Source organism: Streptomyces agglomeratus (assembly GCF_001746415.1).
GTDB lineage: Bacteria > Actinomycetota > Actinomycetes > Streptomycetales > Streptomycetaceae > Streptomyces > Streptomyces agglomeratus.
Genome location: NZ_MEHJ01000001.1, coordinates 5,860,714 through 5,882,983, shown reverse-complemented (window position 1 = coordinate 5,882,983; position 22,270 = coordinate 5,860,714). Strand labels below are relative to the sequence as shown.

Annotated in this window: 22 protein-coding genes; 12 read left to right on the top strand and 10 right to left on the bottom strand. The window is 71.5% G+C overall.

Annotated elements, in window-relative coordinates; all coding sequences use genetic code 11:
- Positions 1-75: 75 nt before the first annotated feature.
- Together AS594_RS25665 and AS594_RS25660 are read right to left on the bottom strand one after the other, a co-directional pair.
- A complete protein-coding gene (locus AS594_RS25665) occupies positions 76-1,014 on the bottom strand; it encodes an SDR family oxidoreductase (protein WP_069935403.1) in 939 nt (312 codons plus the stop codon).
- 94 nt (positions 1,015-1,108) lie between these two features.
- On the bottom strand, positions 1,109-1,882 hold the full coding sequence (locus AS594_RS25660; RefSeq protein ID WP_069935402.1) for an SDR family oxidoreductase: 774 nt from the start codon (positions 1,880-1,882) through the stop codon (positions 1,109-1,111).
- 56 nt (positions 1,883-1,938) lie between these two features.
- Between AS594_RS25660 and AS594_RS25655 the strand changes: the two genes are divergently transcribed.
- The 5 genes from AS594_RS25655 to AS594_RS25635 all read left to right on the top strand — a co-directional run bounded on the left by AS594_RS25655 (position 1,939) and on the right by AS594_RS25635 (position 6,542).
- On the top strand, positions 1,939-2,733 hold the full coding sequence (locus tag AS594_RS25655) for an enoyl-CoA hydratase family protein (protein WP_069929225.1): 795 nt from the start codon (positions 1,939-1,941) through the stop codon (positions 2,731-2,733).
- Positions 2,730-3,578, top strand: a complete 849-nt coding sequence (locus tag AS594_RS25650) for a CoA transferase subunit A (protein WP_069935401.1) — start codon at positions 2,730-2,732, stop codon at positions 3,576-3,578. Before AS594_RS25655 ends, AS594_RS25650 begins: the two co-directional genes overlap by 4 nt.
- Positions 3,579-3,670: 92 nt before the next feature.
- Positions 3,671-4,375, top strand: a complete 705-nt coding sequence (locus tag AS594_RS25645; RefSeq protein ID WP_069930782.1) for a CoA-transferase subunit beta — start codon at positions 3,671-3,673, stop codon at positions 4,373-4,375.
- A complete protein-coding gene (locus AS594_RS25640; RefSeq protein WP_079148749.1) occupies positions 4,375-5,586 on the top strand; it encodes an NAD(P)H-dependent flavin oxidoreductase in 1,212 nt (403 codons plus the stop codon). The genes AS594_RS25645 and AS594_RS25640 overlap by 1 nt, the downstream gene beginning before the upstream one ends.
- Positions 5,587-5,612: 26 nt before the next feature.
- Positions 5,613-6,542, top strand: a complete 930-nt coding sequence (locus AS594_RS25635) for a tyrosine-protein phosphatase (RefSeq protein ID WP_069929223.1) — start codon at positions 5,613-5,615, stop codon at positions 6,540-6,542.
- Positions 6,543-6,732: 190 nt separating this feature from the next.
- Here the strand turns inward: AS594_RS25635 and AS594_RS25630 are convergent, their stop codons facing one another.
- From AS594_RS25630 to AS594_RS25610, 5 genes are all read right to left on the bottom strand, one after another.
- Positions 6,733-8,454, bottom strand: coding sequence for a DEAD/DEAH box helicase (locus AS594_RS25630; RefSeq protein WP_069935400.1), 1,722 nt, complete (start codon positions 8,452-8,454; stop codon positions 6,733-6,735).
- Positions 8,455-8,543: 89 nt separating this feature from the next.
- Positions 8,544-8,747 (bottom strand): cold-shock protein, encoded by a 204-nt coding sequence (locus tag AS594_RS25625; RefSeq protein WP_015607926.1) that lies wholly within the window; start codon positions 8,745-8,747, stop codon positions 8,544-8,546.
- Between the two features lie 264 nt (positions 8,748-9,011).
- The gene (locus AS594_RS25620) at positions 9,012-10,169 is read right to left on the bottom strand and encodes an acetyl-CoA C-acetyltransferase (protein WP_069929221.1); all 1,158 of its coding nucleotides are present in this window, start codon (positions 10,167-10,169) and stop codon (positions 9,012-9,014) included.
- Positions 10,170-10,209: 40 nt separating this feature from the next.
- A complete protein-coding gene (locus AS594_RS25615) occupies positions 10,210-10,821 on the bottom strand; it encodes a TetR/AcrR family transcriptional regulator (RefSeq protein WP_069929220.1) in 612 nt (203 codons plus the stop codon).
- A gap of 50 nt (positions 10,822-10,871) precedes the next feature.
- Positions 10,872-11,678, bottom strand: coding sequence for an SDR family oxidoreductase (locus tag AS594_RS25610; RefSeq protein WP_069935399.1), 807 nt, complete (start codon positions 11,676-11,678; stop codon positions 10,872-10,874).
- Positions 11,679-11,724: 46 nt separating this feature from the next.
- Between AS594_RS25610 and AS594_RS25605 the strand changes: the two genes are divergently transcribed.
- The 3 genes from AS594_RS25605 to AS594_RS25595 are packed head-to-tail and all read left to right on the top strand — an operon-like array spanning position 11,725 to position 14,767.
- Positions 11,725-12,591, top strand: a complete 867-nt coding sequence (locus tag AS594_RS25605) for an enoyl-CoA hydratase (protein WP_069929218.1) — start codon at positions 11,725-11,727, stop codon at positions 12,589-12,591.
- A complete protein-coding gene (locus AS594_RS25600; RefSeq protein ID WP_069932184.1) occupies positions 12,591-13,736 on the top strand; it encodes an acyl-CoA dehydrogenase family protein in 1,146 nt (381 codons plus the stop codon). The genes AS594_RS25605 and AS594_RS25600 overlap by 1 nt, the downstream gene beginning before the upstream one ends.
- Positions 13,736-14,767: an acyl-CoA dehydrogenase family protein gene (locus AS594_RS25595; RefSeq protein ID WP_069929216.1), complete on the top strand. Its 1,032-nt coding sequence runs from the start codon at positions 13,736-13,738 to the stop codon at positions 14,765-14,767. Before AS594_RS25600 ends, AS594_RS25595 begins: the two co-directional genes overlap by 1 nt.
- 122 nt (positions 14,768-14,889) lie before the next feature.
- On the opposite strand, the gene AS594_RS25590 is transcribed toward AS594_RS25595, so the two are convergent.
- The gene (locus tag AS594_RS25590) at positions 14,890-15,390 is read right to left on the bottom strand and encodes a pyridoxamine 5'-phosphate oxidase family protein (protein WP_069929215.1); all 501 of its coding nucleotides are present in this window, start codon (positions 15,388-15,390) and stop codon (positions 14,890-14,892) included.
- 222 nt (positions 15,391-15,612) lie between these two features.
- On the opposite strand from AS594_RS25590, the gene AS594_RS25585 reads away from it, so the two are divergent.
- A complete protein-coding gene (locus AS594_RS25585) occupies positions 15,613-17,109 on the top strand; it encodes an FAD-dependent monooxygenase (RefSeq protein WP_069935398.1) in 1,497 nt (498 codons plus the stop codon).
- 24 nt (positions 17,110-17,133) lie between these two features.
- Here AS594_RS25585 and AS594_RS25580 read toward each other — a convergent pair whose 3' ends face one another.
- Together AS594_RS25580 and AS594_RS25575 are read right to left on the bottom strand one after the other, a co-directional pair.
- The gene (locus tag AS594_RS25580; protein ID WP_069929212.1) at positions 17,134-17,688 is read right to left on the bottom strand and encodes a HutD/Ves family protein; all 555 of its coding nucleotides are present in this window, start codon (positions 17,686-17,688) and stop codon (positions 17,134-17,136) included.
- Positions 17,685-18,419 (bottom strand): VWA domain-containing protein, encoded by a 735-nt coding sequence (locus AS594_RS25575; RefSeq protein WP_069929211.1) that lies wholly within the window; start codon positions 18,417-18,419, stop codon positions 17,685-17,687. The genes AS594_RS25580 and AS594_RS25575 overlap by 4 nt, the downstream gene beginning before the upstream one ends.
- Before the next feature lie 215 nt (positions 18,420-18,634).
- Between AS594_RS25575 and AS594_RS25570 the strand changes: the two genes are divergently transcribed.
- The 3 genes from AS594_RS25570 (at position 18,635) to AS594_RS25560 (ending at position 22,137) form a co-directional block, all read left to right on the top strand.
- Positions 18,635-19,366 carry an SDR family NAD(P)-dependent oxidoreductase gene (locus AS594_RS25570; protein WP_069929210.1) on the top strand — a complete coding sequence of 244 codons (732 nt, stop codon included), beginning with the start codon at positions 18,635-18,637 and terminating at the stop codon, positions 19,364-19,366.
- 169 nt (positions 19,367-19,535) lie between these two features.
- The gene (locus tag AS594_RS25565) at positions 19,536-20,432 is read left to right on the top strand and encodes a rhomboid family intramembrane serine protease (protein ID WP_069930781.1); all 897 of its coding nucleotides are present in this window, start codon (positions 19,536-19,538) and stop codon (positions 20,430-20,432) included.
- A gap of 127 nt (positions 20,433-20,559) precedes the next feature.
- A complete protein-coding gene (locus tag AS594_RS25560; protein ID WP_069935397.1) occupies positions 20,560-22,137 on the top strand; it encodes an MFS transporter in 1,578 nt (525 codons plus the stop codon).
- Positions 22,138-22,270: the final 133 nt, after the last annotated feature.

The window sequence follows — 22,270 nt, the reverse complement described above, 5'->3', positions numbered from 1 at the left end:
CCTGCCGGGCTGCTGCCCTGCCGGGCTGCCGGGCTGCCGACAGGGCCGCGGCCGCTCACCGGGCCCCCGGGGCGGTCACACGCCGCCCCGCGCCCCGTACACCTCCCCCGGTGTCGCGGACTCCGCCACCAGCTTCGACGCCGCTTCGCCCGCCTCCGACGGCGTCCACCGCGCACCCTTGTCCGCCGAGGGGCCGGGCCGCCAGCCCTCCATGACGGTGATGCGGCCCCCCTCCGCTTCGAAGACCCTGCCGGTGACCCCCGCCGACGCCGCCGAACCCAGCCAGACCACCAGCGGCGAGACGTTCTCCGGGGCCATGGCGTCGAACGCGTCGCCCTCGTCCGGCGCCGCCATCGTCGCCGCGAAGGTCCGCTCCGTCATGCGGGTACGGGCCGCCGGGGCGATCGCGTTCACCAGGACGCCGTAGCGGCCCATCTCCTCCGCCGCTACCAGCGTCAGCCCCACGATCCCCGCCTTCGCCGCCGCGTAGTTGCCCTGCCCCACGCTCCCCAGCAGGCCCGCCCCCGAACTGGTGTTGACGACTCGTGCCGCCACTTCCCGGTCCGCCTTCGCCTCCGCGCGCCAGTACCGCGCGGCGTACTGGAGCGGAAGGAAGTGCCCCTTCAGGTGTACGCGCACGACGGCGTCCCAGTCGTCCTCCTCCAGGTTGACCAGCATCCGGTCCCGCAGGAAACCGGCGTTGTTGACGAGGGTGTCCAGCCGCCCGAACGTCTCGACCGCCGTGGTGACCAGCGACGCCGCGCCCTCGGCCGTCGCGACGTCCGCGCCGTGCGCCACCGCCACCCCACCCGCCGCCACGATCTCCTCGGCCACGTCCCGCGCGGGGCCGGCCGACGCCCCGGCGCCGTCCAGTCCGGCCCCCAGGTCATTGACGACCACCTTCGCGCCCTCCGCCGCGAAGGCCAGGGCGTGGGCCCGGCCCAGTCCTCTCCCCGCGCCCGTGACGACGACGACGCGTCCGGCGCAGATTCCCGTGCGGGTGGTGTCGGTCATTCGGCTTCTCCTTGAGACGGGCGGATGTGTCGGATGTGGTGTCGGTGCGCCAGGTGCACCAGGTGCGTCAGGTGCGTCAGGTCTGTCCGGTGCGTCAGGTCTGTCTGGCGTGGGTGTTCGCGGTGGCCGCGCCGAGGAACGCCGGACGCTCCCCTCCCCCGTGGACGAGCAACGACGCGCCGCTCACGTACGCCGCCCGCGCGGACGCCAGGAAGACGGCGGCGTCGCCGATCTCCCCGGGTTCCGCGAGCCGGCCCGCCGGGACCGTCCGGCCGACGGCCGCGACGCCGGCCTCGTCGCCGTAGTGCAGGTGCGCGAGCCCCGTGCGGACCATGCCGAGGACGAGCGTGTTCACCCGCACTCCGGGCGCCCACTCGACGGCCATTGACCTGGCCAGGTTCTCCAGCCCCGCCTTGGCCGCCCCGTACGCCGCCGTTCCCGGCGAAGGGCGGGTCCCGCTGACGCTGCCGATCATGACGACCGAGCCGCCGGCCGCGCGGAGGTGCTCGTACGCCGCAACGGAGACCGTCAGCGGTGCGGTCAGATTGAGTTCCAGCACGCGCGCGTGGCGGGTGGCCTCGCCCTCGCCCAGGAGCCGGTACGGGGTCCCGCCCGCGTTGTTGACCAGAACGTCCAGGCGCCCGTACGTCGTGACTACGCCCGCGAAGAACTCCTGGACGGCCGCCCCGTCGCGCACGTCCAGCGGCCGGAACTCCGCCGCCCGGCCTGCCGCTTCCACCGCCTCGTCAGGTGGCCGGCGGGCGCAGACGACCACCCGTGCGCCCGCTGCCAGGAACGCGCGCGCGATGCCGGCGCCGACGCCGCGCGTGCCGCCGGTGACGACGGCGACCCTCCCGTTCAGTTCCATTCGCTGCTACCTTCCCCACCTAACAAATGTTTGGTGGAAAGGTAGCTGATCCGCTCATGGGTGTCTCCACCTCCAGCCCGGCAGGCCCGACAGGGCCGGACAAGGGCATCCGCGTCGTCACGGTCGACTTCCCGCCCGTCAACGCGCTTCCCGTACAGGGCTGGTACGACCTCGCCGACGCCCTGCGCACCGCCGGCCGGGATCCCGACGTCCGCTGTGTCGTGCTGGCGGCCGAGGGCCGGGGCTTCAACGCGGGCGTCGACATCAAGGAGTTGCAGCGCGACACCGGTCACGCCTCGCTCATCGGCGCGAACCACGCATGCGCCGAGGCGTTCGCCGCCGTGTACGAGTGCGAGGTGCCCGTCGTCGCCGCCGTGGGCGGCTTCTGCCTCGGCGGCGGCATCGGCCTGGCCGGCAACGCCGACGCGATCGTCGCGTCCGACGACGCGACCTTCGGCCTTCCCGAGCTGGACCGGGGTGCCCTAGGCGCCGCCACCCACCTCTCACGCCTCGTCCCGCAGCACCTCATGCGCGCGCTGTACTACACCTCGCGCACCGCCACCGCCGCCGACCTGCACGCCCACGGTTCGGTCTGGAAGGTCGTCCCGCGCGCCGAACTCCTGGGCGAAGCGCTCGCCCTCGCGCGCGAGATCGCCCGGAAGGACGGCAGTCTCGTACGGCTGGCCAAGGCCGCCATCAACGGCATCGACCCGGTGGACGTACGCCGCAGTTACCGCTTCGAGCAGGGCTTCACCTTCGAGGCGAACCTCAGCGGCGTCGCGGACCGCGTACGCGACACCTTCGGCAGTGCCCCCGGCACCACCACCCCCCAGGAGGACAGCCGGCCGTGACCGACAAGACGATGACGCCCGACGAAGCCGTCGCGCGACTCCACAGCGGCATGACCGTCGGCATCGGCGGCTGGGGTTCGCGCCGCAAACCGATGGCCCTTGTGAGAGCGTTGCTCCGTTCCGAGATCACTGATCTCACCGTCGTCTCGTACGGCGGTCCCGACATCGGCCTCCTCGCCGCCGCCGGCAGGATCCGCAAACTCGTCACCGCCTTCGTCACCCTCGACTCGATCCCCCTGGAGCCGCATTTCCGTACGGCCCGCCAGAGCGGCACCGTCGAACTCACCGAGATCGACGAGGCGATGTTCATGTGGGGGCTCCACGCTGCCGCCAACCGGCTCCCCTTCCTGCCGGTCCGCGCGGGCATCGGCTCCGACGTGATGCGCGTCAATCCGTCTCTCCGTACGGTCACTTCGCCGTACGAGGACGGGGAGGAGTTCGTCGCCGCACCCGCCCTGCGGCTGGACGCCGCGCTGGTCCACATGAACCGTGCCGACCGGCTCGGCAACGGTCAGTACCTCGGCCCGGACCCGTACTTCGACGACCTCTTCTGCGAGGCCGCGGACACCGCGTACGTCTCCTGCGAGCAAGTGGTCGAGACGGCGGAACTGACGAAGGAGGCGCCGCCGCAGAGCCTGCTCCTCCAGCGCCAGTACGTCACCGGCGTGATCGAGACGCCGAACGGCGCACACTACACGTCCTGCGCCCCCGACTACGACCGCGACGAGGCATTCCAGCGGCTGTACGCCGCCACCCCCTGGGCGGAGTTCGCCGAGCGCTTCCTGTCCGGCGACGAGAAGGCATACCAGTGCGCCGTGCACGCCTGGCACGAGGAGCAAAGGTGACCACCCCACACAGCCCAGCAGCCGAAACCGAAGCCGCAGCCGCAGCCGGCGCAGCGGACACATCCGCTCCCGTCACCCGCGCCGAGTACTGCGTGATCGCCTGCGCCGAGACCTGGCGCGACAACGGCGAGATCCTCGCCAGCCCCATGGGCACGGTCCCCGGCATCGGCGCCCGCCTCGCGAAGCACACCTTCTCCCCCGACCTGCTGCTCACCGACGGCGAGGCCCTGCTGGTCGCCCTCGACGGGACGCCGGAAGGGTGGCTCCCGTACCGCCGTCACCTCGCCATGGTCACCGGAGGCCGGCGCCACGTGATGATGGGCGCGAGCCAGATCGACCGCTTCGGCAACCAGAACATCTCCTGCGTCGGCGACTGGCGGCAGCCCTCCCGACAGCTCCTCGGTGTACGCGGAGCCCCCGTCAACACGCTGAACAACCCGACGAGTTACTGGATCCCCCGGCACTCGCCCCGCGTCTTCGTCGACCGCGTCGACATGGTGTGCGGCGTCGGCTACGACAGCGCGGCGGCCGCCGGTCCCAGCGCGCGCCGCTACCACCGCATCCCGCGCGTCGTCACCGGCCTCGCCGTCCTCGACTTCGACACCGCCGACCACTCGATGCGCCTCGCCGCCCTCCACCCCGGCGTCACGGCCGCGCAGGTCCAGGAAGCGACGGGCTTCGCCCTCACCGTCCCCCGGGACGTGCCGTACACCCGCGAGCCCTCCGCCGAGGAACTCCGCCTGATCCGCGAAGTCATCGATCCGGACGGCCTGCGCGACAGGGAGGTGGGGAGCTGATGGAGACGGCGCTCACCACTCTCACCGGCGTCGCGCACCCCATCGTCCAGACCGGCATGGGCTGGGTCGCGGGCCCCCGCCTCGTCTCGGCCTCCGCCAACGCGGGCGCCCTCGGCATCCTCGCGTCCGCGACGATGACCACCGGGCAGCTCCGTGACGCCGTACGGGAGGTCAAGTCCCGTACGGACGCACCCTTCGGCGTCAATCTGCGCGCCGACGCGAGCGACGCGCGGGCACGGATACGGATCGTCATCGACGAGGGCGTGAAGGTCGCCTCCTTCGCGCTCGCGCCCTCCAGGGACCTCATCGCGGAGCTGAAGGACGCCGGTGTGGTCGTCATCCCGTCCATCGGCGCGCGCCGGCACGCGGAGAAAGTCGCGGCGTGGGGCGCGGACGCGGTGATGGTGCAGGGCGGCGAGGGCGGCGGCCACACCGGAGACGTGGCGACCACCGTCCTGCTCCCCCAGGTTGTCGACGCCGTGGACATTCCGGTGATCGCCGCGGGTGGCTTCTGCGACGGCCGCGGCCTCGTCGCCGCACTCGCGTACGGCGCTGCGGGCATCGGGATGGGCACGCGTTTCCTGCTCACCTCCGACTCGACGGTCCCGGACGCGGTCAAGGCCCGGTACCTGGCGGCGAGCGTGCAGGACGTCACGGTCACGACGGCCGTGGACGGGCTCCCGCACCGCATGCTCCGCACGGCCCTGGTCGACTCCCTCGAAGACTCGGGCCGTACGAGGACGCTGGTGCGGGCAGTGCGCCACGCGACGGAGTTCAAGAAGATCTCCGGCCTCGGGTGGGCCGCGATGGTGCGCGACGGCCTCGCCATGCGGCACGGCAAGGAGCTGACCTGGAGTCAGGTACTGCTGGCCGCCAACGCACCGATGCTGCTCAGGGCGTCCATGGTCGACGGCCGCACGGATCTCGGCGTGATGGCGTCCGGGCAGGTGGCGGGGCTGATCGGCGACCTGCCGTCCTGCGCCGAACTGGTGGCACGTGTCATGGCCGAGGCGGACCAAACCCTCGAACGACTCCAGGCCCCCAGGACCTCACCCGCCACATCGCACGGCACACCGCTAGGCACACCCCTCGCCACATCGCACGGCGCTCCCCCCGGCACCGCACCCAGCGCTTCACCGGGCACGTCCCCCGGCACAACGCCCAGCAGCACGCCCAGCAGCACGCCCAGCACCCTGCCGACACCAGGGTGACTCCGTCTCCTCACAGGAGTGATCAGATGAGCCGTACCCGAACCCGCCTCGGCCTGGCGACCGGAGCGGTCGTCTCCGCTCTCGCGATCGGCTGCCTTCCCGCATCGGCCTTCGCCGTACCCGAGACGGCCACCACCAGCGCCGTCGCGCAGGGGGAAACCGCCCGCCGGATACCGCTTCAGGGCGCGATCAACGTCCGTGACCTGGGCGGCTACCGCACCTACGGCGGGCAGGAGGTGCGGTACGGACAGGTCTACCGGGCCGACGCGCTCAGCAAGCTCACCGACTCCGACGTCGCCGCGCTCGCCCGGCTCGGACTGGCGAAGGTGGTCGACTTCCGGGTCGCCGCGGAGATCCAGTACGACGGTGCGGACCGGCTCCCGGCCGGCCTCACGCCCACGTCCCGGCCGGTCACCGACAACGGCCTGTTCGCGCGGCTGATGACCGCCATCGGCTCCAGAGACCCGGTCAGACAGGAGGAGTTGCTGGGGGACGGCAGGGCGGCGGCGTTCATGCGGGACGTCTACCGTACGTTCGTCACGTCCCCCGAGAACCGCGCGCGGTTCGCCGAGACCCTGCGCGACATCGCGGACAGCGACCGCCGCTCACCGCTGCTGTACCACTGCACGGCGGGCAAGGACCGGACGGGCTGGACGAGTTACGTACTGCTGCGGGCGCTCGGTGTACCGTCGCGCACGGCGGAACGCGACTATCTGGCATCGAACACATATCGCGCGGCGCACGACGCCAAGGTGCGTGACGGGCTGAAGCAGTCCGGAATGATGCAGAACCCGGATCTGCTGATTCCGCTCCAGGAAGTACGGCTGGAATACCTTGACGCGGCGCTGGAGCGGATGAAGGCGGAGTACGGCGGCTTCGACCGCTATCTCACGCAGGGGCTGGGCCTGGACCGCCGTACGCTCGCGAAGCTGCGGGCGGGACTGCTGCGCCATTGACGCGCATTACCGAACTCGCATTACGCAAAAAGGCCGTCCGGGCCCGGGACTTACTTGCCCCGGGCCCGGACGGTACGCGGTGAAGAGCGGAAGCAAGGAACCTCCCACAGGACGGCCCCACAGGACACGCCCCGCAGGACGGCCCGCATGACGCCGCCGTCCCCCGCCCTCGCTTTGCGCCGCGGCAGTTCTACGCCGCCGCGCTCCGGCTGCCGCCCTGGGAACGTCCCCCGCGCCCACGGCCACGCCCGCCACCGGCCTGCGCGCGCTCGCCCTGCGGCGCCGGGCGCCCAGCGGCCTGCCCGCGCCCACCAGCGCCACCCCGTCCACGCCCGCCGGCACCGGCACTAGCACCAGCACCAGCACCAGTCTTCGTACGACCGCCGGCGCCGCCCTGGGCTCGCTCGCCCTGCGCGCGGCCGCCACCCTGCGTACGAGCGCCTCCACCCGTACCACCGGCACCGCCCGCACCACCGCGACCCGCGCCGCCACCGCGCCCGCCGCTCTGCTGCGGACGGCGCTTCGGCTTCGCGGAAGCCTGCTGCTGCTGCGGGACCTCGATCACGATGGCGACGCCCGAGGGCTCGCGCGCACCGGTGATCCGGGTCAGCTCGTCGTCGCTGGACTTGACCCGCGCGGTCTGCGGGACGATGCCGGCGGCAGACATGAGCTGCGTCATCTCCCGCTTCTCGTCGGGCAGCACCAGCGTGACGACACTGCCGGACTCGCCCGCGCGGGCGGTACGGCCGCCTCGGTGCAGGTAGTCCTTGTGGTCGGTCGGCGGGTCCACGTTGACGACCAGGTCGAGGTCGTCGACGTGAATACCGCGGGCCGCCACGTTGGTCGCCACCAGCGCGGTGACCTGCCCGGTCTTGAACTGGTCGAGCGTCCGGTTGCGCTGGGGCTGCGAACGGCCGCCGTGCAGCGCCGCCGCGTAGACGCCGCTGGCCAGCAGCCGCTTCGCGAAGCGGTCCGCCGCGCGCTTGGTGTCGACGAAGAGGATGACCCGCCCCTCGCGGGCGGCGATGCGCGTGGCGACGGCCTTCTTGTCGGTCTCGTCGGCGACGTACAGCACGTGGTGCTCCATCGTCGTCACCGCGCCCGCCGACGGGTCGACGGAGTGGACCACCGGGTCGGTCAGGAACATCCGTACGAGCCGGTCGACGTTCCGGTCGAGCGTCGCCGAGAACAGCATCCGCTGCCCGTCCGGCTCGACCTGCTTCAGCAGCGCCGTGACCTGCGGAAGGAAGCCCATGTCGGCCATCTGGTCGGCCTCGTCGAGGACGGTGATCGACACCTGGCCGAGGTCCGCGTCACCGCGCTCGATGAGGTCCTTCAGGCGGCCGGGAGTGGCGACGAGCACTTCCGCGCCGCGCCGCAGCGTGTTCGCCTGCTTGGTGATCGACATGCCGCCGACGACCGTGGCCATCCGCAGGTTCACGGCCGTGGCGTACGGCGTGAGCGCGTCGGTGACCTGCTGTGCCAGCTCGCGCGTGGGCACCAGGACCAGTGCGAGCGGCGCGCGGGGCTCGCAGCGGCGGCCGGCCGTGCGGGCGAGCAGTCCGAGGCCGAAGGCGAGCGTCTTGCCGGAACCGGTGCGTCCGCGGCCGAGGATGTCGCGGCCCGCGAGCGTGTTCGGCAGGGTCGCGCCCTGAATGGGGAAGGGCTCGGTCACACCCTGGGCCGCCAGGGTCTTGAGCAGTGCCGCGGGCATGTCGAGATCGGCGAAGTTCTCGACGGGCGGCAGCGCCGGGGTAATCGTCTCCGGCATAGCGAATTCACCCTGCACAGGCGTGGCCCTGCGGGCGGGACCCTTTGCGGGGGCCTTGCCGCGGGCGGGCTGCGCGGAGCGGTTGCGGGCGGGACGCGCGGAGCGTGCGGTGGCGGCGGCCGGGCGTTCGGAGCGGGTCATTCAGGTTTTGCCTTCCTGGAAACAAGCACAAGCCGGGGCCCGCACCTTCACGGTGCGGGCCCCGGCTGGCGAGGTATCGCGTCGGCGAATTAGGCCGGGACGATGTTCTCCGCCTGCGGGCCCTTCTGGCCCTGCGTGACGTCGAAGGAGACCTTCTGGCCCTCCTGGAGCTCACGGAAGCCCTGGGTGGCAATGTTCGAGTAGTGAGCGAAGACGTCAGCGCCGCCGCCGTCCTGCTCGATGAAGCCGAAGCCCTTTTCCGAGTTGAACCACTTCACGGTTCCAGTAGCCATGTCATTCTCCTAAAAAACTGGGGCAGATCCGGAAATCCGCACTGTACGGATTCCACGTCGCCGCAATGAGCCCCATCCGGAGAACCGGAAAACAAAATGCGCCTGAGGAAGCATTCCCGTCAGGCGCACATAATGTTTATGGGTACCAAAACTGCAACTCGCCCACTCTAACACGATGGCGCCGGAGCACCAGCCCCTGACGGCAGGAAGATCGCCGTACGGAGGAACGGCTTGCGGCTCGCGGTGAACGTACCGGCGAGCCCCTCAGAGGCGTTCGATGATCGTGACGTTCGCCTGGCCGCCGCCCTCGCACATCGTCTGGAGGCCGAACCGGCCCTCTGTGCGCTCCAGTTCGTGCAGCAGCGTCGTCATCAGCCTGGCGCCGGTCGCACCCAGGGGGTGGCCGAGTGCGATCGCGCCGCCGTTGACGTTGACCCGGGCGGGGTCCGCGCCCGTCTCCTTCAGCCAGGCGAGCACGACCGGTGCGAACGCCTCGTTGATCTCGACCAGGTCGATGTCGTCGATCGTCATGCCGGCCTTCTTCAGTGCGTACGCCGTCGCCGGGATCGGCGCCGACAGCATCCGGATCGGGTCTTCGCCCCGCACCGACAGATGGTGGATACGGGCGCGCGGCGTGAGCCCGTGTTCGGCGACCGCCCGTTCGGAGGCGATCAGCATCGCCGCGGCCCCGTCCGAGACCTGCGACGAGCACGCCGCCGTGATCGTGCCGCCCTCCACCACCGGCTTCAGCCCCGCCATCTTCTCCGGCGTGGTGTCACGGCGCGGCCCCTCGTCGACCGTCACGTCCCCGTACGCCACGGTCTCCCGTTCGAAGCGGCCCTCGTCGATCGCGCGCACCGCGCGCTGGTGCGACAGGAGGGCGAACTCCTCCATGTCGGGCCGCGAGATGCCCCACTTCGCGGCGATCAGCTGCGCCCCGTGGAACTGGTTCACGGGAAGGGAGCCGTACCGCGCCCGCCAGCCCTCCGATCCCGCGAACGGGCCCTCGGTGAGGCCCAGCGGCTCCGCTGCCTGCCGGGACGCGAAGGCGATCGGGATCTGCGTCATGTTCTGGGTGCCTCCGGCGACCACGAGGTCCTGGGTCCCCGACATCACGCCCTGCGCCGCGAAGTGCACCGCCTGCTGCGAGGAACCGCACTGCCGGTCGATCGTGACCCCGGGCACCTCCTCGGGCAGTCCTGCCGCCAGCCATGCCGTACGGGCGATGTCGCCGGCCTGCGGGCCCACCGTGTCCAGGCAGCCGAAGACGACGTCCTCGACGGCTGCCGGGTCGATGCCGGTGCGCGACACGAGGGCCTTCAGGACGTGCGCCCCGAGGTCGGCCGGGTGGACGGCTCCGAGGCCCCCCTTGCGTCGGCCGACAGGGGTGCGTACCGCTTCGACGATGTATGCCTCGGCCATGGCTGCTGCTCCTTCGTATGACGAACGTCCGACAAGCTGTTCACGTACGCAGAGCGATGCCGTCCAGGACCATCGACAGGTACTGGCGGGCGATCTCCTCGGGGCTGTGCAGGCCGCCCGGCCGGTACCAGGACGCGGCGACCCAGACGGTGTCGCGGACGAATCGGTAGGTGAGCCGGATGTCGAGGTCGGCGCGGAAGACCCGCGCCTCCACCCCGCGTTCCAGCGTTCCCAGCCATGCCTTCTCGAACTTCTGCTGCGAGTCGGCGAGGTAGTGGAAGCGTGGCTGCGTCGACAGGTGCCGGGATTCCTTCTGGTAGATCGCCACGGCGTCGCGGTGACGGTCGATCTCCCGGAAGGACTCGGTGACGAGCGCCTCGATGGTCTCGCGCGGCCCGAGGCCCGCGGCGAGCACGGCGTCGTATCCCTCCCACAGCTCGTCGAGGAAGGTCGACAGGATCTCGTCGAGCATCGATTCCTTGGAATCGAAGTGGTAGTAGAGGCTGCCCGCGAGCATGCCCGCCGCGTCCGCGATCTTGCGGACGGTGGTGGCGTTGTAGCCCTGGGCGGCGAACACCCCGGCCGCCGTGCCGAGGAGTTCACGGCGCCGCTCGGGTGAGGCGGTCACCTGGTTCTTCTTCTTGGCGGGCACGTTGTCAGACACGTTGTTAGGCACGCTGCCATTGTCCGCCCCGGGCGCGCCTAGGCACGCTGGCTGCTGACGGAGACGGTCTCGCCGGTCATGTACGAGGAGTAGCCGCTGGCGAGGAAGACGATGACGTTCGCGACCTCCCAGGGTTCGGCGTACCGCCCGAACGCCTCGCGCTCGGTGAGTTCGGCGAGCAGCTCGGCGGAGGTCACTTTCACCAGGTGCGGGTGCATGGCCAGGCTGGGGGCGACGGCGTTGACGCGCACGCCGTACGCCGCCGCCTCCACCGCGGCGCAGCGGGTGAGTGCCATGACTCCGGCCTTGGCGGCGGCGTAATGCGCCTGGCCGGTCTGGGCGCGCCAGCCGACGATGGAGGCGTTGTTGACGACGACGCCGCCCCGCCCGGCCGTCCGCATGGCACGCAGGGCCGCCCTGGTGCAGCGGAAGGTGCCGTTCAACGTGACGTCGATGACCTTGGACCACTGTTCGTCGGTCATGTCGGTCAGCTCGGCCGTACCGCCGAGGCCCGCGTTGTTGACGACGATGTCCAGGGCGCCGTGTTCGCGTACGGCCAGGTCGAAGAGGGCCCGCACCTGCGCCTCTTCGGTGACGTCGCAGGGCAGGGAGGCGACGTTCGCGGCGCCGAACTCCGCTGCGAGCGCCTTCTCGGTCTCCGCCAGGCGGCGGGCGTGGGCGTCACCGATGAGGACGCGCGCCCCCTCCTCCAGGAACCTGCGCGCGGTCGCTCCGCCGATGCCCGCGCCGGCGGCCGCGGTGACGACGGCGGTACGCCGCCTGAGCAGGCCGTGCCCCGGAACGTACTCGGGGCGTGGGGCGCGGGACTCCTCGACGCTGCTCATGGCCGTACGGTAACCTACCAAACACTTGTTAGGGAAGGATGCGCTGATGCCCACTGCTCCCCAGGAAGCGGAAGAAGCCGGACACCCCGTGCTCTACGAGCGCCGCGGCCCGCTCGCGTACATCACCCTCAACCGCCCGCGCTACCGCAACGCCCAGAACTCCGCGATGACCTACGCGCTGGACGGCGCCTTCTACCGCGCGGCGGAGGACTCCGACGTGAAGGTGATCATGCTGGCCGGAGCGGGTGAGCACTTCTGCGCCGGTCACGACATCGGCACGCCGGAGCGCGACGCCCATCTCCCGTTCGAGCGCAGGGCGGGCCTGTGGTGGGACCACTCCGACAAGCAGGGCGCCGAGTCGCGCTTCGCACGGGAGTCGGAGGTCTACCTGGGGATGTGCCGGCGCTGGCGCGAACTGCCCAAGCCGGTCGTCGCGTGCGTCCAGGGAGCGTGCGTCGCGGGCGGGCTGATGCTCGCCTGGATCTGCGACCTGATCGTCGCTTCCGAGGACGCGTTCTTCGCCGACCCCGTGGTGCGGATGGGCATTCCCGGGGTCGAGTACTTCGCGCATCCCTGGGTGATGCCGCCGCGGATCGCCAAGGAGTTCCTCTACACGGGCGACCGGATGTCCGCGCGCAGGGCGTACGAGGTGGGCATGGTCAACCGCGTCGTGGAGCGGGCCGAACTCGCGGAACGCACCGGGGAACTGGCCCTTCGGATCGCCGCGATGCCGCGTCTGGGGCTCGCCCTCACCAAACGGGCCGTGAACCAGGCGGAGGACCTCCAGGGCATGCACGCCGGCATGGACTCGGTGTTCGGACTGCACCACCTGGCCCACGCCCACAACGCCGAGACGGCGGCGGATCCGCTCGGCGGGATGGACGTGTCCGCGATGAAGCGGGCGAGCACCTGATGGACCTGCTGCACACCTTCGAGGAGGACGCCTTCCGCGACGAGGCGCGGGCATGGCTCGCGGAGCACGTCCCCGCCCGGCCGCTCCCCTCCCTGGAGACACGGGAGGGTTTCGCCGCCCACCGCGCGTGGGAGGCACGGTTGCACGCGGACCGCTGGTCGGTGGTGTCGTGGCCGCGGGAGTACGGCGGCCGGGGCGTCGACATCTTCAAGTGGCTGGTCTTCGAGGAGGAGTACTTCGCGGCGGGCGCCCCTGGGCGCGTCTCGCAGAACGGCATCAACCTCCTCGCGCCGACGCTCTTCGACCACGCGACCGCCGAGCAGCGGGCCCGTGTCCTGCCGCCCATGGCGAGCGGCGAGGTGATCTGGGCCCAGGCATGGTCCGAACCGGAGTCGGGCTCGGACCTGGCCTCGCTCAGGTCCCGCGCCGTGCGGACGGACGGCGGGTGGCTGCTGTCGGGGCAGAAGACGTGGTCGTCGCGGGCGGCCTTCGCGGACCGGGCCTTCGGGATCTTCCGCACGGATCCGAAGGCGCCGAAGCCCCACCAGGGCCTGACCTACCTGATGTTCGACCTGCGGGCGGACGGGGTCACGATCCGCCCCATCGGCCGGCTCGACGGCAAGCCCGCCTTCGCCGAGATCTTCCTGGACGAGGTGTTCGTACCCGACGAGGACGTCGTCGGAGAGCCGGGGCAGGGCTGGCGGATCGCCATGTCGACGACGGGAAACGAACGCGGTCTGACGCTGCGCTCTCCCGGCCGTTTCCTCGCCGCCGCGCAGCGGCTCGTACAGCTGTGGCGTACGTCGGGGGATCCGGCGGACACGGCGCTGCGCGACCGGGTGGCGGACGCCGTCGTCGGGGCCCGCGCCTATCAGCTGTTCACGTACGCCAACGCTTCACGCTTCGCGGCGGGGTCGGTCATCGGAGCGGAGGCCAGCCTCAACAAGGTCTTCTGGTCCGACTACGACATCGCTCTGCACGAGACCGCGCTCGATCTGCTGGGCGCCGACGGGGAACTGGCGCAGGGCGAGTGGGCAGAGGGCCATGTGTTCTCGCTCGCCGGACCGATCTACGCGGGCACGAACGAGATCCAGCGCGACATCATCGCCGAGCGGCTGCTCGGCCTCCCGAAGGGCCGCCGCTGATGAGGTTCCTGCTGACCGAGGAGCAGGCCGCTTTCGGACGTTCCCTGGAAGCGATGCTGACGGCCGCTGACACGCCGTCGGCCGTACGGGCGTGGGCGGCGGGAAACGCCGTTCCCGGGAACGCTCTGTGGGAGCGGCTCGCCGGGGCCGGCGTCTTCGCGCTGGCCGTTCCCGAGACGTACGGGGGGATGGGGCCGCTGCCGGTCGAACTGGCGGTGGCGTGCGTGGCGGTCGGACGCCACGCCGTACCCGGCCCGGTGGTGGAGACGGTCGCGGCCGCCGCCCTGCTGGCCGGGCTCGCCGGGCAGGGTGAGGACGGGCCCGCGAAGCGGCTGCTGCCGGCCCTGTCCTCGGGCGGGGCGCGCGCGACGCTGACGCTCCCGGACGGCGGCCCGTACGCGCTGGACGCCGATACGGCGACGTACCTCCTGACCGTGCGCGGCGACGAGCTGCGGCTTGCTCCCGGGTACGGCGCGCTCCACGCGTCGGCGGATCCGGCGCGACGGCTGTACCGGCCCGAGGCGGGCGGTGAACTGCTCGCTTCGGGGCCCGCCGTGGTGACGGCCGCCGGGTACGCCGCCGACTGGGCGGCGTTCGCCACGGCGGCGCAGGCCCTGGGGACGGGGCTCGCGCTGCTGGACCGTACGGTGGCGTACGTGAAGCAGCGCACGCAGTTCGGGACGGCCGTCGGCGGCTTCCAGGCGGTCAAGCACCGGTTGGCCGACACCTTGATCGGGCTGGAGTTCGCCCGGCCGCTGCTTTTCGGCGCCGCGCTGTCCATGACGACGGCCGACGTCGCCGCCGCGAAGCTCACGGCGGGCGAGGCCGCGTACGCCGCCGCCCGGACGGCGCTCCAGCTCCACGGGGCGGTCGGCTACACCGAGGAGCTGGACCTGTCCCTGTGGCTGCGCAAGGCCCGCCCGCTTCGGGACGCCTGGGGCACGCCGTCACACTGCCGGTCGCGAGTGCTGGCCGGTCCGGTCCGTGACGCTTCCCCTGGCGGATGGCGAGGTGCGCTCGGCAGGGGGTGAGGTGCGCTCGGCGGAGGCGGGGCGGCTGGGGGCGCTCGGCGGGGCCGGCACGCTCGACGCGCCGCCGGGCGGCGCCGGGCGGCGCCGGGCGGGCACACTCACCGGCCGCCGGGGCGGCGCGCTCACTCCTCCTGGGCCGCTTCGTCGCTGTTCCCCCGGCGGATCGTGCGTACCGGACGGCCCGGCCGCCAGGCCCGTACGACGAGCGTCTCCGCCTCGATGGAGGTAGTGACCACTTCGGTCGGCTCCACACGGAACAGATGAAACGGCTCCGGCGGCTTGACCTCCCCGGAGAAACGCGCGATCTCTTCCGGATCGGTCACCTCGACGGCGCGGCCACTGATCCGCGCGTCCCCGTCCCGCATGTCGTCGTCCGGACCGGGGTTCGCCTGGACGGCGAAGCGCGGGCCGCGCCTGAGGTCCTGCGCTTTGCGTGAATTCGGCATCATGCCAAGCCACAGTTCACCGTGCACGAAAGTCACTTCGAGACCGGTGACGCGCGGCGATCCGTCCTTGCGGATCGTCGCGAGGACATGGTGCCTGTACTGCTGAAACCGCTGCCGCACGGCCACTGCGAACTCCGGCTCCGCCGCCTCGAACTCTGTCCAGCCGCTCTTCGTCATGGCGTCATTGAACCCGGTATACCGGACACCCACTGTCCGGATATCGGCATCCGTCCCGGCCGGTCCCGACCTCGGCCGCCGCGCACGGACCGGCGGCCGAGCGAGACAACAACACCCGTAGGCCAACAACCGTTGACATCAGCGTCACACCTGCTCTACATTCACCAACAAGCGTTGACCAACAAACGTTGACCAACAGCCTGTTGGCATCAGGAGGCCGCCATGAACGGCACGATCACCGCCCCGTCCCAGCACACCGTCGTCGTCGTGGGCGCGGGCCCCACCGGCCTGCTGCTCGCAGGAGACCTGGCCGCGGCGGGAATCCCCGTCACGGTGGTGGAGCGGCGCCCCCGGGGCATCAGCAATCTGACCCGGGCCTTCGGCGTGCACGCCCGCACCCTTGAGCAGCTCGACGCGCGCGGCCTCGCGGACGACCTGATCCTCACCGGCCGGGCGGTCACCCGGCTCCGGCTCTTCGGTTCCCTCTCCCTCGACCTCTCCAATCTCCCCTCCCGCTTCCCCTACTTGCTGGTGAGCCCCCAGTACGAGGTGGAGAAACTGCTCCTGCGCCGGGCCGAGGAGAACGGCGCCACCTTCGTGTACGGAACGGAAGTCACCGGGGTCGCACAGGACGCCACGGGAGTGACGCTCGACGTGCGGCGCGAGAACGGCACGGCCGGCAGTCTGCGGGCGGCCTACGCCGTCGGCACCGACGGCGTGCGCAGCGCCGTGCGTGAGGCCCTCGGCCTGCCCTTCCCCGGGCGCTCGGCCATCAAGTCGATCGTCCTGGCCGACGTGCTGCTGGCGGAAGAGCCCGACGGGGCGGTGGCGATCAACGGCATGGGGACGGCCTTCGGCTTCCTCATCCCCTTCGGGGACGGGCACTGGCGTGTGGGCGGCTGGGACTGCACGCGCGGCGCGACTCCCGACTCCGCCCCCGTCGAGCTGGAGGAGCTGCGCGACATCACCCGCCGCGCCTTCGGCAGCGACTTCGGCATGCACGACCCGCGCTGGATGTCCCGCTTCCACAGCGACGAACGGCAGGTCCCGCGCTACCGGGTGGGCAGGGTCCTGCTGGCCGGCGACGCGGCGCACACCCACTCCCCGGCGGGCGGCCAGGGCATGAACACCGGACTCCAGGACGCGGCCAACCTCAGCTGGAAGCTGGCTGCCGTGGCGAGCGGCCGGGCGCCGGAGGGCCTGCTGGACTCGTATCACGACGAACGGCATCCGGTCGGCAAGTCGGTGCTGCGCAGCAGCGGCGCCCTGCTGCGCCTCTCGATGGCCCACACGCCACTCCAGCGCGGACTGCGGACTCTGCTGACCACGGCCGCCGACCGTGTGGGCCCCGTGACGCGCGGGGCTGTCGGCCGGATCACCGGCCTCGGTTACGCGTACGGGGCTCCGCGCGGCGCCCATCCGCTCACCGGCAAGCGCGTACCCGACGTCGAGCTCCGGGAAGGCAGGCTGTACGAGCGGCTGCGGGACGGGAAGTTCGTGCTGGTCACCCCGCGCGGCACGCAGATCGACCATGACGAGTGGCTCACCGTGGCGCACTGGGCGAGTGACCGCCGTACGACGCTGCTCGTCCGCCCCGACGGATACGCGGCCTGGGCTTCGGAAGAGGATCAGGCAGGTTCCGTCACCGCGAGGCTCGGCGGCGGCGCCGTGCGGATCTCCTGGAACCGCCTGGCACCGGCGCCGATACCGCGCGCCTGATCCTCGCCCCGGCCGCGGCGCGGGTCAGCCGGTGGGCGTGAGGGTGACGACCACCGCGTGTCCCCGGGTGACCAGGGTTCCGGGTGACGTGGTCACCACGGCGTCGTACCGGGCCAGGGGTGCGCCGTCGAAGGACGCGGTGCCGTCCAGGGCGACGATCACCACGGTGGAGCCGGTGGGGACTTCGACGTGCGGGCCACCGCGCAGCACCGCCACGCTCGCCGCCGTCCGGCCTCTGCGGTACATGACGTTGAGGTTCACGACCGGGTCGCCGAGCAGCCGGCAGTCGGTGGCGACGTCCCCGGGGAAGTGCTGCGGGACGTACCGCTCGTCGACGAGCCGCCGCTCGCCGCCCACCGTGAGGTCCATTCCCGTGCCCTCGGCCATCGTCAGGATCCGGTCCACCTCGGGGAACGCCGAGAAGGGGCCGTCCCCCGCGACATCCGCGAGGCTGATCCGCCAGTCGAAGCCGGTCGCACCCGCGCCCTCGGGGAATGCCGCGATCTCCCGCGTGAGCCCGCCGCCGTTCTTCCACGCCACGGCCTCACGGTCCGCCGCCCTCAGCACCTTGACCGTCACCGCACGATGCCCTGCGCCTGCGCGGCCGCCAGCCACACCGGGAACTCCCGCACCAACTGGTCGTACAGCTCCGCGTCCGAGACCTGGCGCGGGTCCTGGCCGGCGTGGAAGTAGCCGGCGTTGTCGACCGGGCGCCTCGCCGGGACAGCCAGTTCGTCCAGCTTGCGCAGGAAGTCGAACTGGGTGCTCCGGGTGTTTCCGAAACCCACGAACTGCCAGAACAGTGGCAGCTTCGCGGCCTTGCAGACGTACCGCTCGGCCGCGAGTTTGTTGATCGGACCGCCGTCGGTCTGGAAGACGACCAGCGCCGGGGCCGTCGAACCACTGTCGAGGTAGTGGTCGATCACGGCGTCCATGGCCAGGTGGTAGCTGGTCTTGCCCATGTGCCCGAGCCCGGCGACGATCTTGTCGATCCGCCCCTGATGGTTGTCGAGGGCGATGTCCGTGATCGCGTCGACGTCCGTGGAGAAGAAGACGAGAGGGACGGTGCCGTCGTCGTCGAGATTGGCCGAGAGCCCGAGCACCCGGTCGGCGAGTGCCTGCACACTGCCGTCCTGGTAGTACGGCTTCATCGATCCCGAGTAGTCGAGCACCAGGTAGACCGCCGCGCGCCGGCCGCTCAGCCCGTGCTTCCGCACGGAGACACCGGCGCTCTTGTAGAGGTTGACGAGGGCGGGCGCGGTCTCCTCGACCTTGTGAAGGCTTATCGCCACGTCGGGTCTCCGTTCCATACGGGTTCGAAAGGGGCCGGCGCAGAACAGACGCACACGGACAGGACTGCTGAGGCACGGGCAGGACTGCTGAGGTTACGTCACCGGGATCCACCCCCGGTTCCGGCGGAGACAGAGCGCGGGCGGGTCTTCCCGCGAGAGGCGTACTCCTGGTAGATGTATTTCAATTAGGCATATCCCCAGCCGAGTTGGACGACGCGTGCGCCGGAGGACAAGTGAGCCTCGTACCGCTGGACGGCAAGGTGGTCGTGGTCACGGGCGCGAGCCGTGGCCAGGGCGCGGCGGGGGCCCGGCTCCTCGCCGAGTCCGGCGCGCGCGTGGTCCTCACGGACGTGCGGGAGGAAGAGGGCCGGGAGGTCGCGAAGGCGCTGGGCGAGCAGGGTCTGTTCGTACGCCACGACGTGTCGTCGCGGGAGAGCTGGGCCGGGACGGCCCGCGCCGCGCTCGCCGCGTACGGCCGGATCGACGCGCTCGTGAACAACGCCGCCCTGTGGCGCACCGCGCCCGTCGAGGACGAGACGCTGGAGAACTTCGAGGCTCTGGTACGGGTCAACCTCCTCGGGCCGTTCCTCGGCATCCAGGCGGTCGTGCCCGCGATGAAGGAAGCGGGCAGCGGCTCGATCGTGAACGTGTCCTCGACGGCCGGCCTGGTCGGCATCCCCGGCCATGCGGCGTACGGGTCCACGAAGTTCGGCCTGCGCGGACTGACCCGCTCCTGCGCACTGGACCTGGCGCCGTACGGGATCCGCGTCAACTCCGTCCATCCCGGTGCGATCGACACCCCGATGGTGTCGTCGGTCGCGGGCCGGGACTGGTCGCACCTGCCGCTCGGGCGGATGGGGCGTCCGGAGGAGGTCGGTGAACTCGTACGGTTCCTGGTGTCGGACGCGTCCTCGTACATCACCGGCGCCGAGCTGACGGTGGACGGCGGATCGACGGCCGGATGACGCGGGGCCGGTACCGATCCCCATGCCCACAGGTTGTGGGCCGATGACCGGGCGGCCACGATCCAGGCCGGACGCCCCAACGAGTGACCGGGGCCCGTGCGTTATGTTGATCGGCGCGCCGACCCCCACCGGCTCTCCCCCGTTCGCCCAGCAGTCCAAGGAGCCGGCCGTGGAAGCCGCTGTCACGACGTGTTACCGCCACCCCAAGTACGAGACGTACGTGAGCTGCACGCGGTGCGAACGGTTCATCTGCCCCGACTGCATGCGCGAGGCCGCCGTCGGCCACCAGTGCCCCGAGTGCGTGAAGGAAGGCCACAAGTCCGTCCGCCGGGCGCGCACGGTCTTCGGCGGCTCGGTGGCCGGAACAGCCGCGCCGGTGGTGACGTACACGCTGATCGCCCTGAACGTCCTCGCCTACCTCGGTGAACTGGCGCGCCCCGATCTCGTCGACCGTTTCGGCATGCTCGGCTGGGGCCTGCTGGGGCCCGAGGGCGGGGTGTACCCCCACCCGACCCTCGTCGGGGTGGCCGAGGACGAGTGGTACCGCCTGCTCACCGGCGCGTTCCTCCACCTGCCCGTGACCGGCGGCAGCTTCGGGATCATGCACATCATCATGAACATGTTCTGCTTGTGGAACGTGGGCAGGACCGTCGAGGACCAGCTCGGCCGCGCGCGCTACGCGGGCCTCTACCTGCTGTCCGCACTCGGCGGTTCGGTGCTGGTCTACCTCCTCACCCCGCATACCGTCGTCGTGGGCGCCTCGGGCGCGATCTTCGGCATCTCCGCCTCGTACTACGTGATCTGCCGCCGCCTGGGCCGCGACATGCAGGCGGTCAACCGCTTCCTGGCCGGGCTCATGATCTGGATGGTGCTCTCCGCACTGTTCACCTCGTGGCAGGCCCATCTGGGCGGCCTGCTCACCGGTGGCCTGGTCAGCCTGGCCCTGGCATACGCACCCCCCAAGCACCGCACCGTCGTGCAAGTGGCGGCGGGCGCCGGAGTACTGGTGCTGCTGATCGCGCTCGTCCTCATGAAGACGTCGGCGCTGACGTCCTTCGCCGGCTGACAGCCCGGGCCGCCGGCCGCCACGGCAGCGGCGGCGGCGACGAGGGAAAGGGGGAGGAGGGGCGGACGGTACCGAGCGGCAGGTGACCACTTGACCTCAACTCCGCTTGAGGTACGAGCCTTTGGCCATGAAGCCGATACGTCCCGCGATACGCGCCCACCGCCCCCAGCTCACCCTGCTGATCGTCCTGCTCGGCTACCTCACCTTCCCCATGTCCATGTCCGGCACGACGATCGCCCTCCCCGAGATCGGCCGGGACCTCGACGCGTCGGGCGCGTCCCTCCAGTGGGTCGTCACCGGCTACTTCCTGACCGCGTCCGCCTTCATGCTCGTCGCGGGTTCGCTCGGTGACCTCTTCGGACGCCGGAAGGTCTACGCGACGGGAGCCGCCGTCTACACCGCCGGCACCCTCGTCGCCTCCGCCGCCCCGGACATCCTGGTCCTGGACGCGGCCCGGACCCTTTCGGGCATCGGCGCGGCCGGTGTGATGGCGGGCGGCGGCGCGATCCTCGCGACGGCCTTCGAGGGACCGGCCCGCACGAAGGTGTTCGCGACGGTCGGCACGGTCGCGGGCATCGGCATCGCGGTCGGCCCGACCGTCTCCGGGGCGCTGGTCGGCGCGTTCGGCTGGCGTACGGCCTTCCTCGTGTTCGCGGTGGCCGGCGTCGTCATCGTCTCCGCGACCTTCCTGATGTCCGAGTCGCGCGCCACGGCCCGCCCGCACCTGGACAAGGCCGGCGCCGTCACGTTCATCGCGGCGCTCGGACTCGTCATGTTCGCCGTCACTCAAGGGGGTCAGGCGGGCTGGGCGAGTCCGCGCGTACTGGCGCCCCTCCTCGGCGGCCTGGCGCTGATCGCGCTCTTCGTACGGGTAGAACGCCGCGCCGCCCGCCCGATGCTGGATCTGGCGCTGTTGCGCAATCGCCGGTTCATGGGCTGGATCGTCGGCGCGACGTCCGTGGCGATCGGCTCCACCGGGGTGATGATCTTCTTCCCCACCTACCTCCAGGGCGCGAACGGCCTGACCGCCGGTGACGCGGGCCTGGTCATGCTGATGATGACCGCCCCCGTCTTCGTCGTCCCCCAGATCGGCGGCCGTCTGGTCAACCGCGGCGTCCCGCCCCGTCACCTGCTCGGTACGGCCCTGCTGCTGTCCGCCGCCGGCAACGCCCTGCTGGTTCTCCTGCTGCACCCCGGCGCCGGCGCCGCCACCCTCGCCGCCCCGCTGATTCTGATCGGTGTGGCCGGCGGTCTGAGCATGGGCCTGGTCGACGCGCAGGCCATGAGCATGGTCGGCCGGGAGCAGGTGGGCATGGCGTCGGGTCTGCTGAACACCATCCGGGCCGGTTCCAACTCCCTGGTGCTCGCCATCTTCGGCGCCGCTCTGATCACGCTGGTCCAGACCCGCGTGGGTGACGCCGCCCTGGCCGCGGACGTCGCGGCAGGCAAGCTCGCGGGCCCCCGCCACGCCGAACTCGCCGGGCAGTTCACGTACGCCTGGCAGGTCGCGCTGACGCTGGTGGCCCTCACGTTGGCGGTGGCCGCGGTCCTGGTCCACCGGATGCTGGCCCCGTCGAAGGACCGGCCCGCCGCCCCGCACGTTCCCGCCGAGCCCGTCGCCACCCCCCCTGCCCGCCGGGTCCGGCGAGGTGCGGGAAGGAGGAGACAAGCACCCGGCCCTGCGGCCCTGACAGCCCCGGCCTGACAGCCCCGGCCCGGCCGGGCCGCAAACGCGCCGCGGCGCCCACCCAGTGTCCGGTCGGGGACAGGGCAGGCGCCGCGTTCAGTTCCGCACGCCGTTGTGCGGGACGTTTGTTGGCCGGGTTCACCCGGCGTGC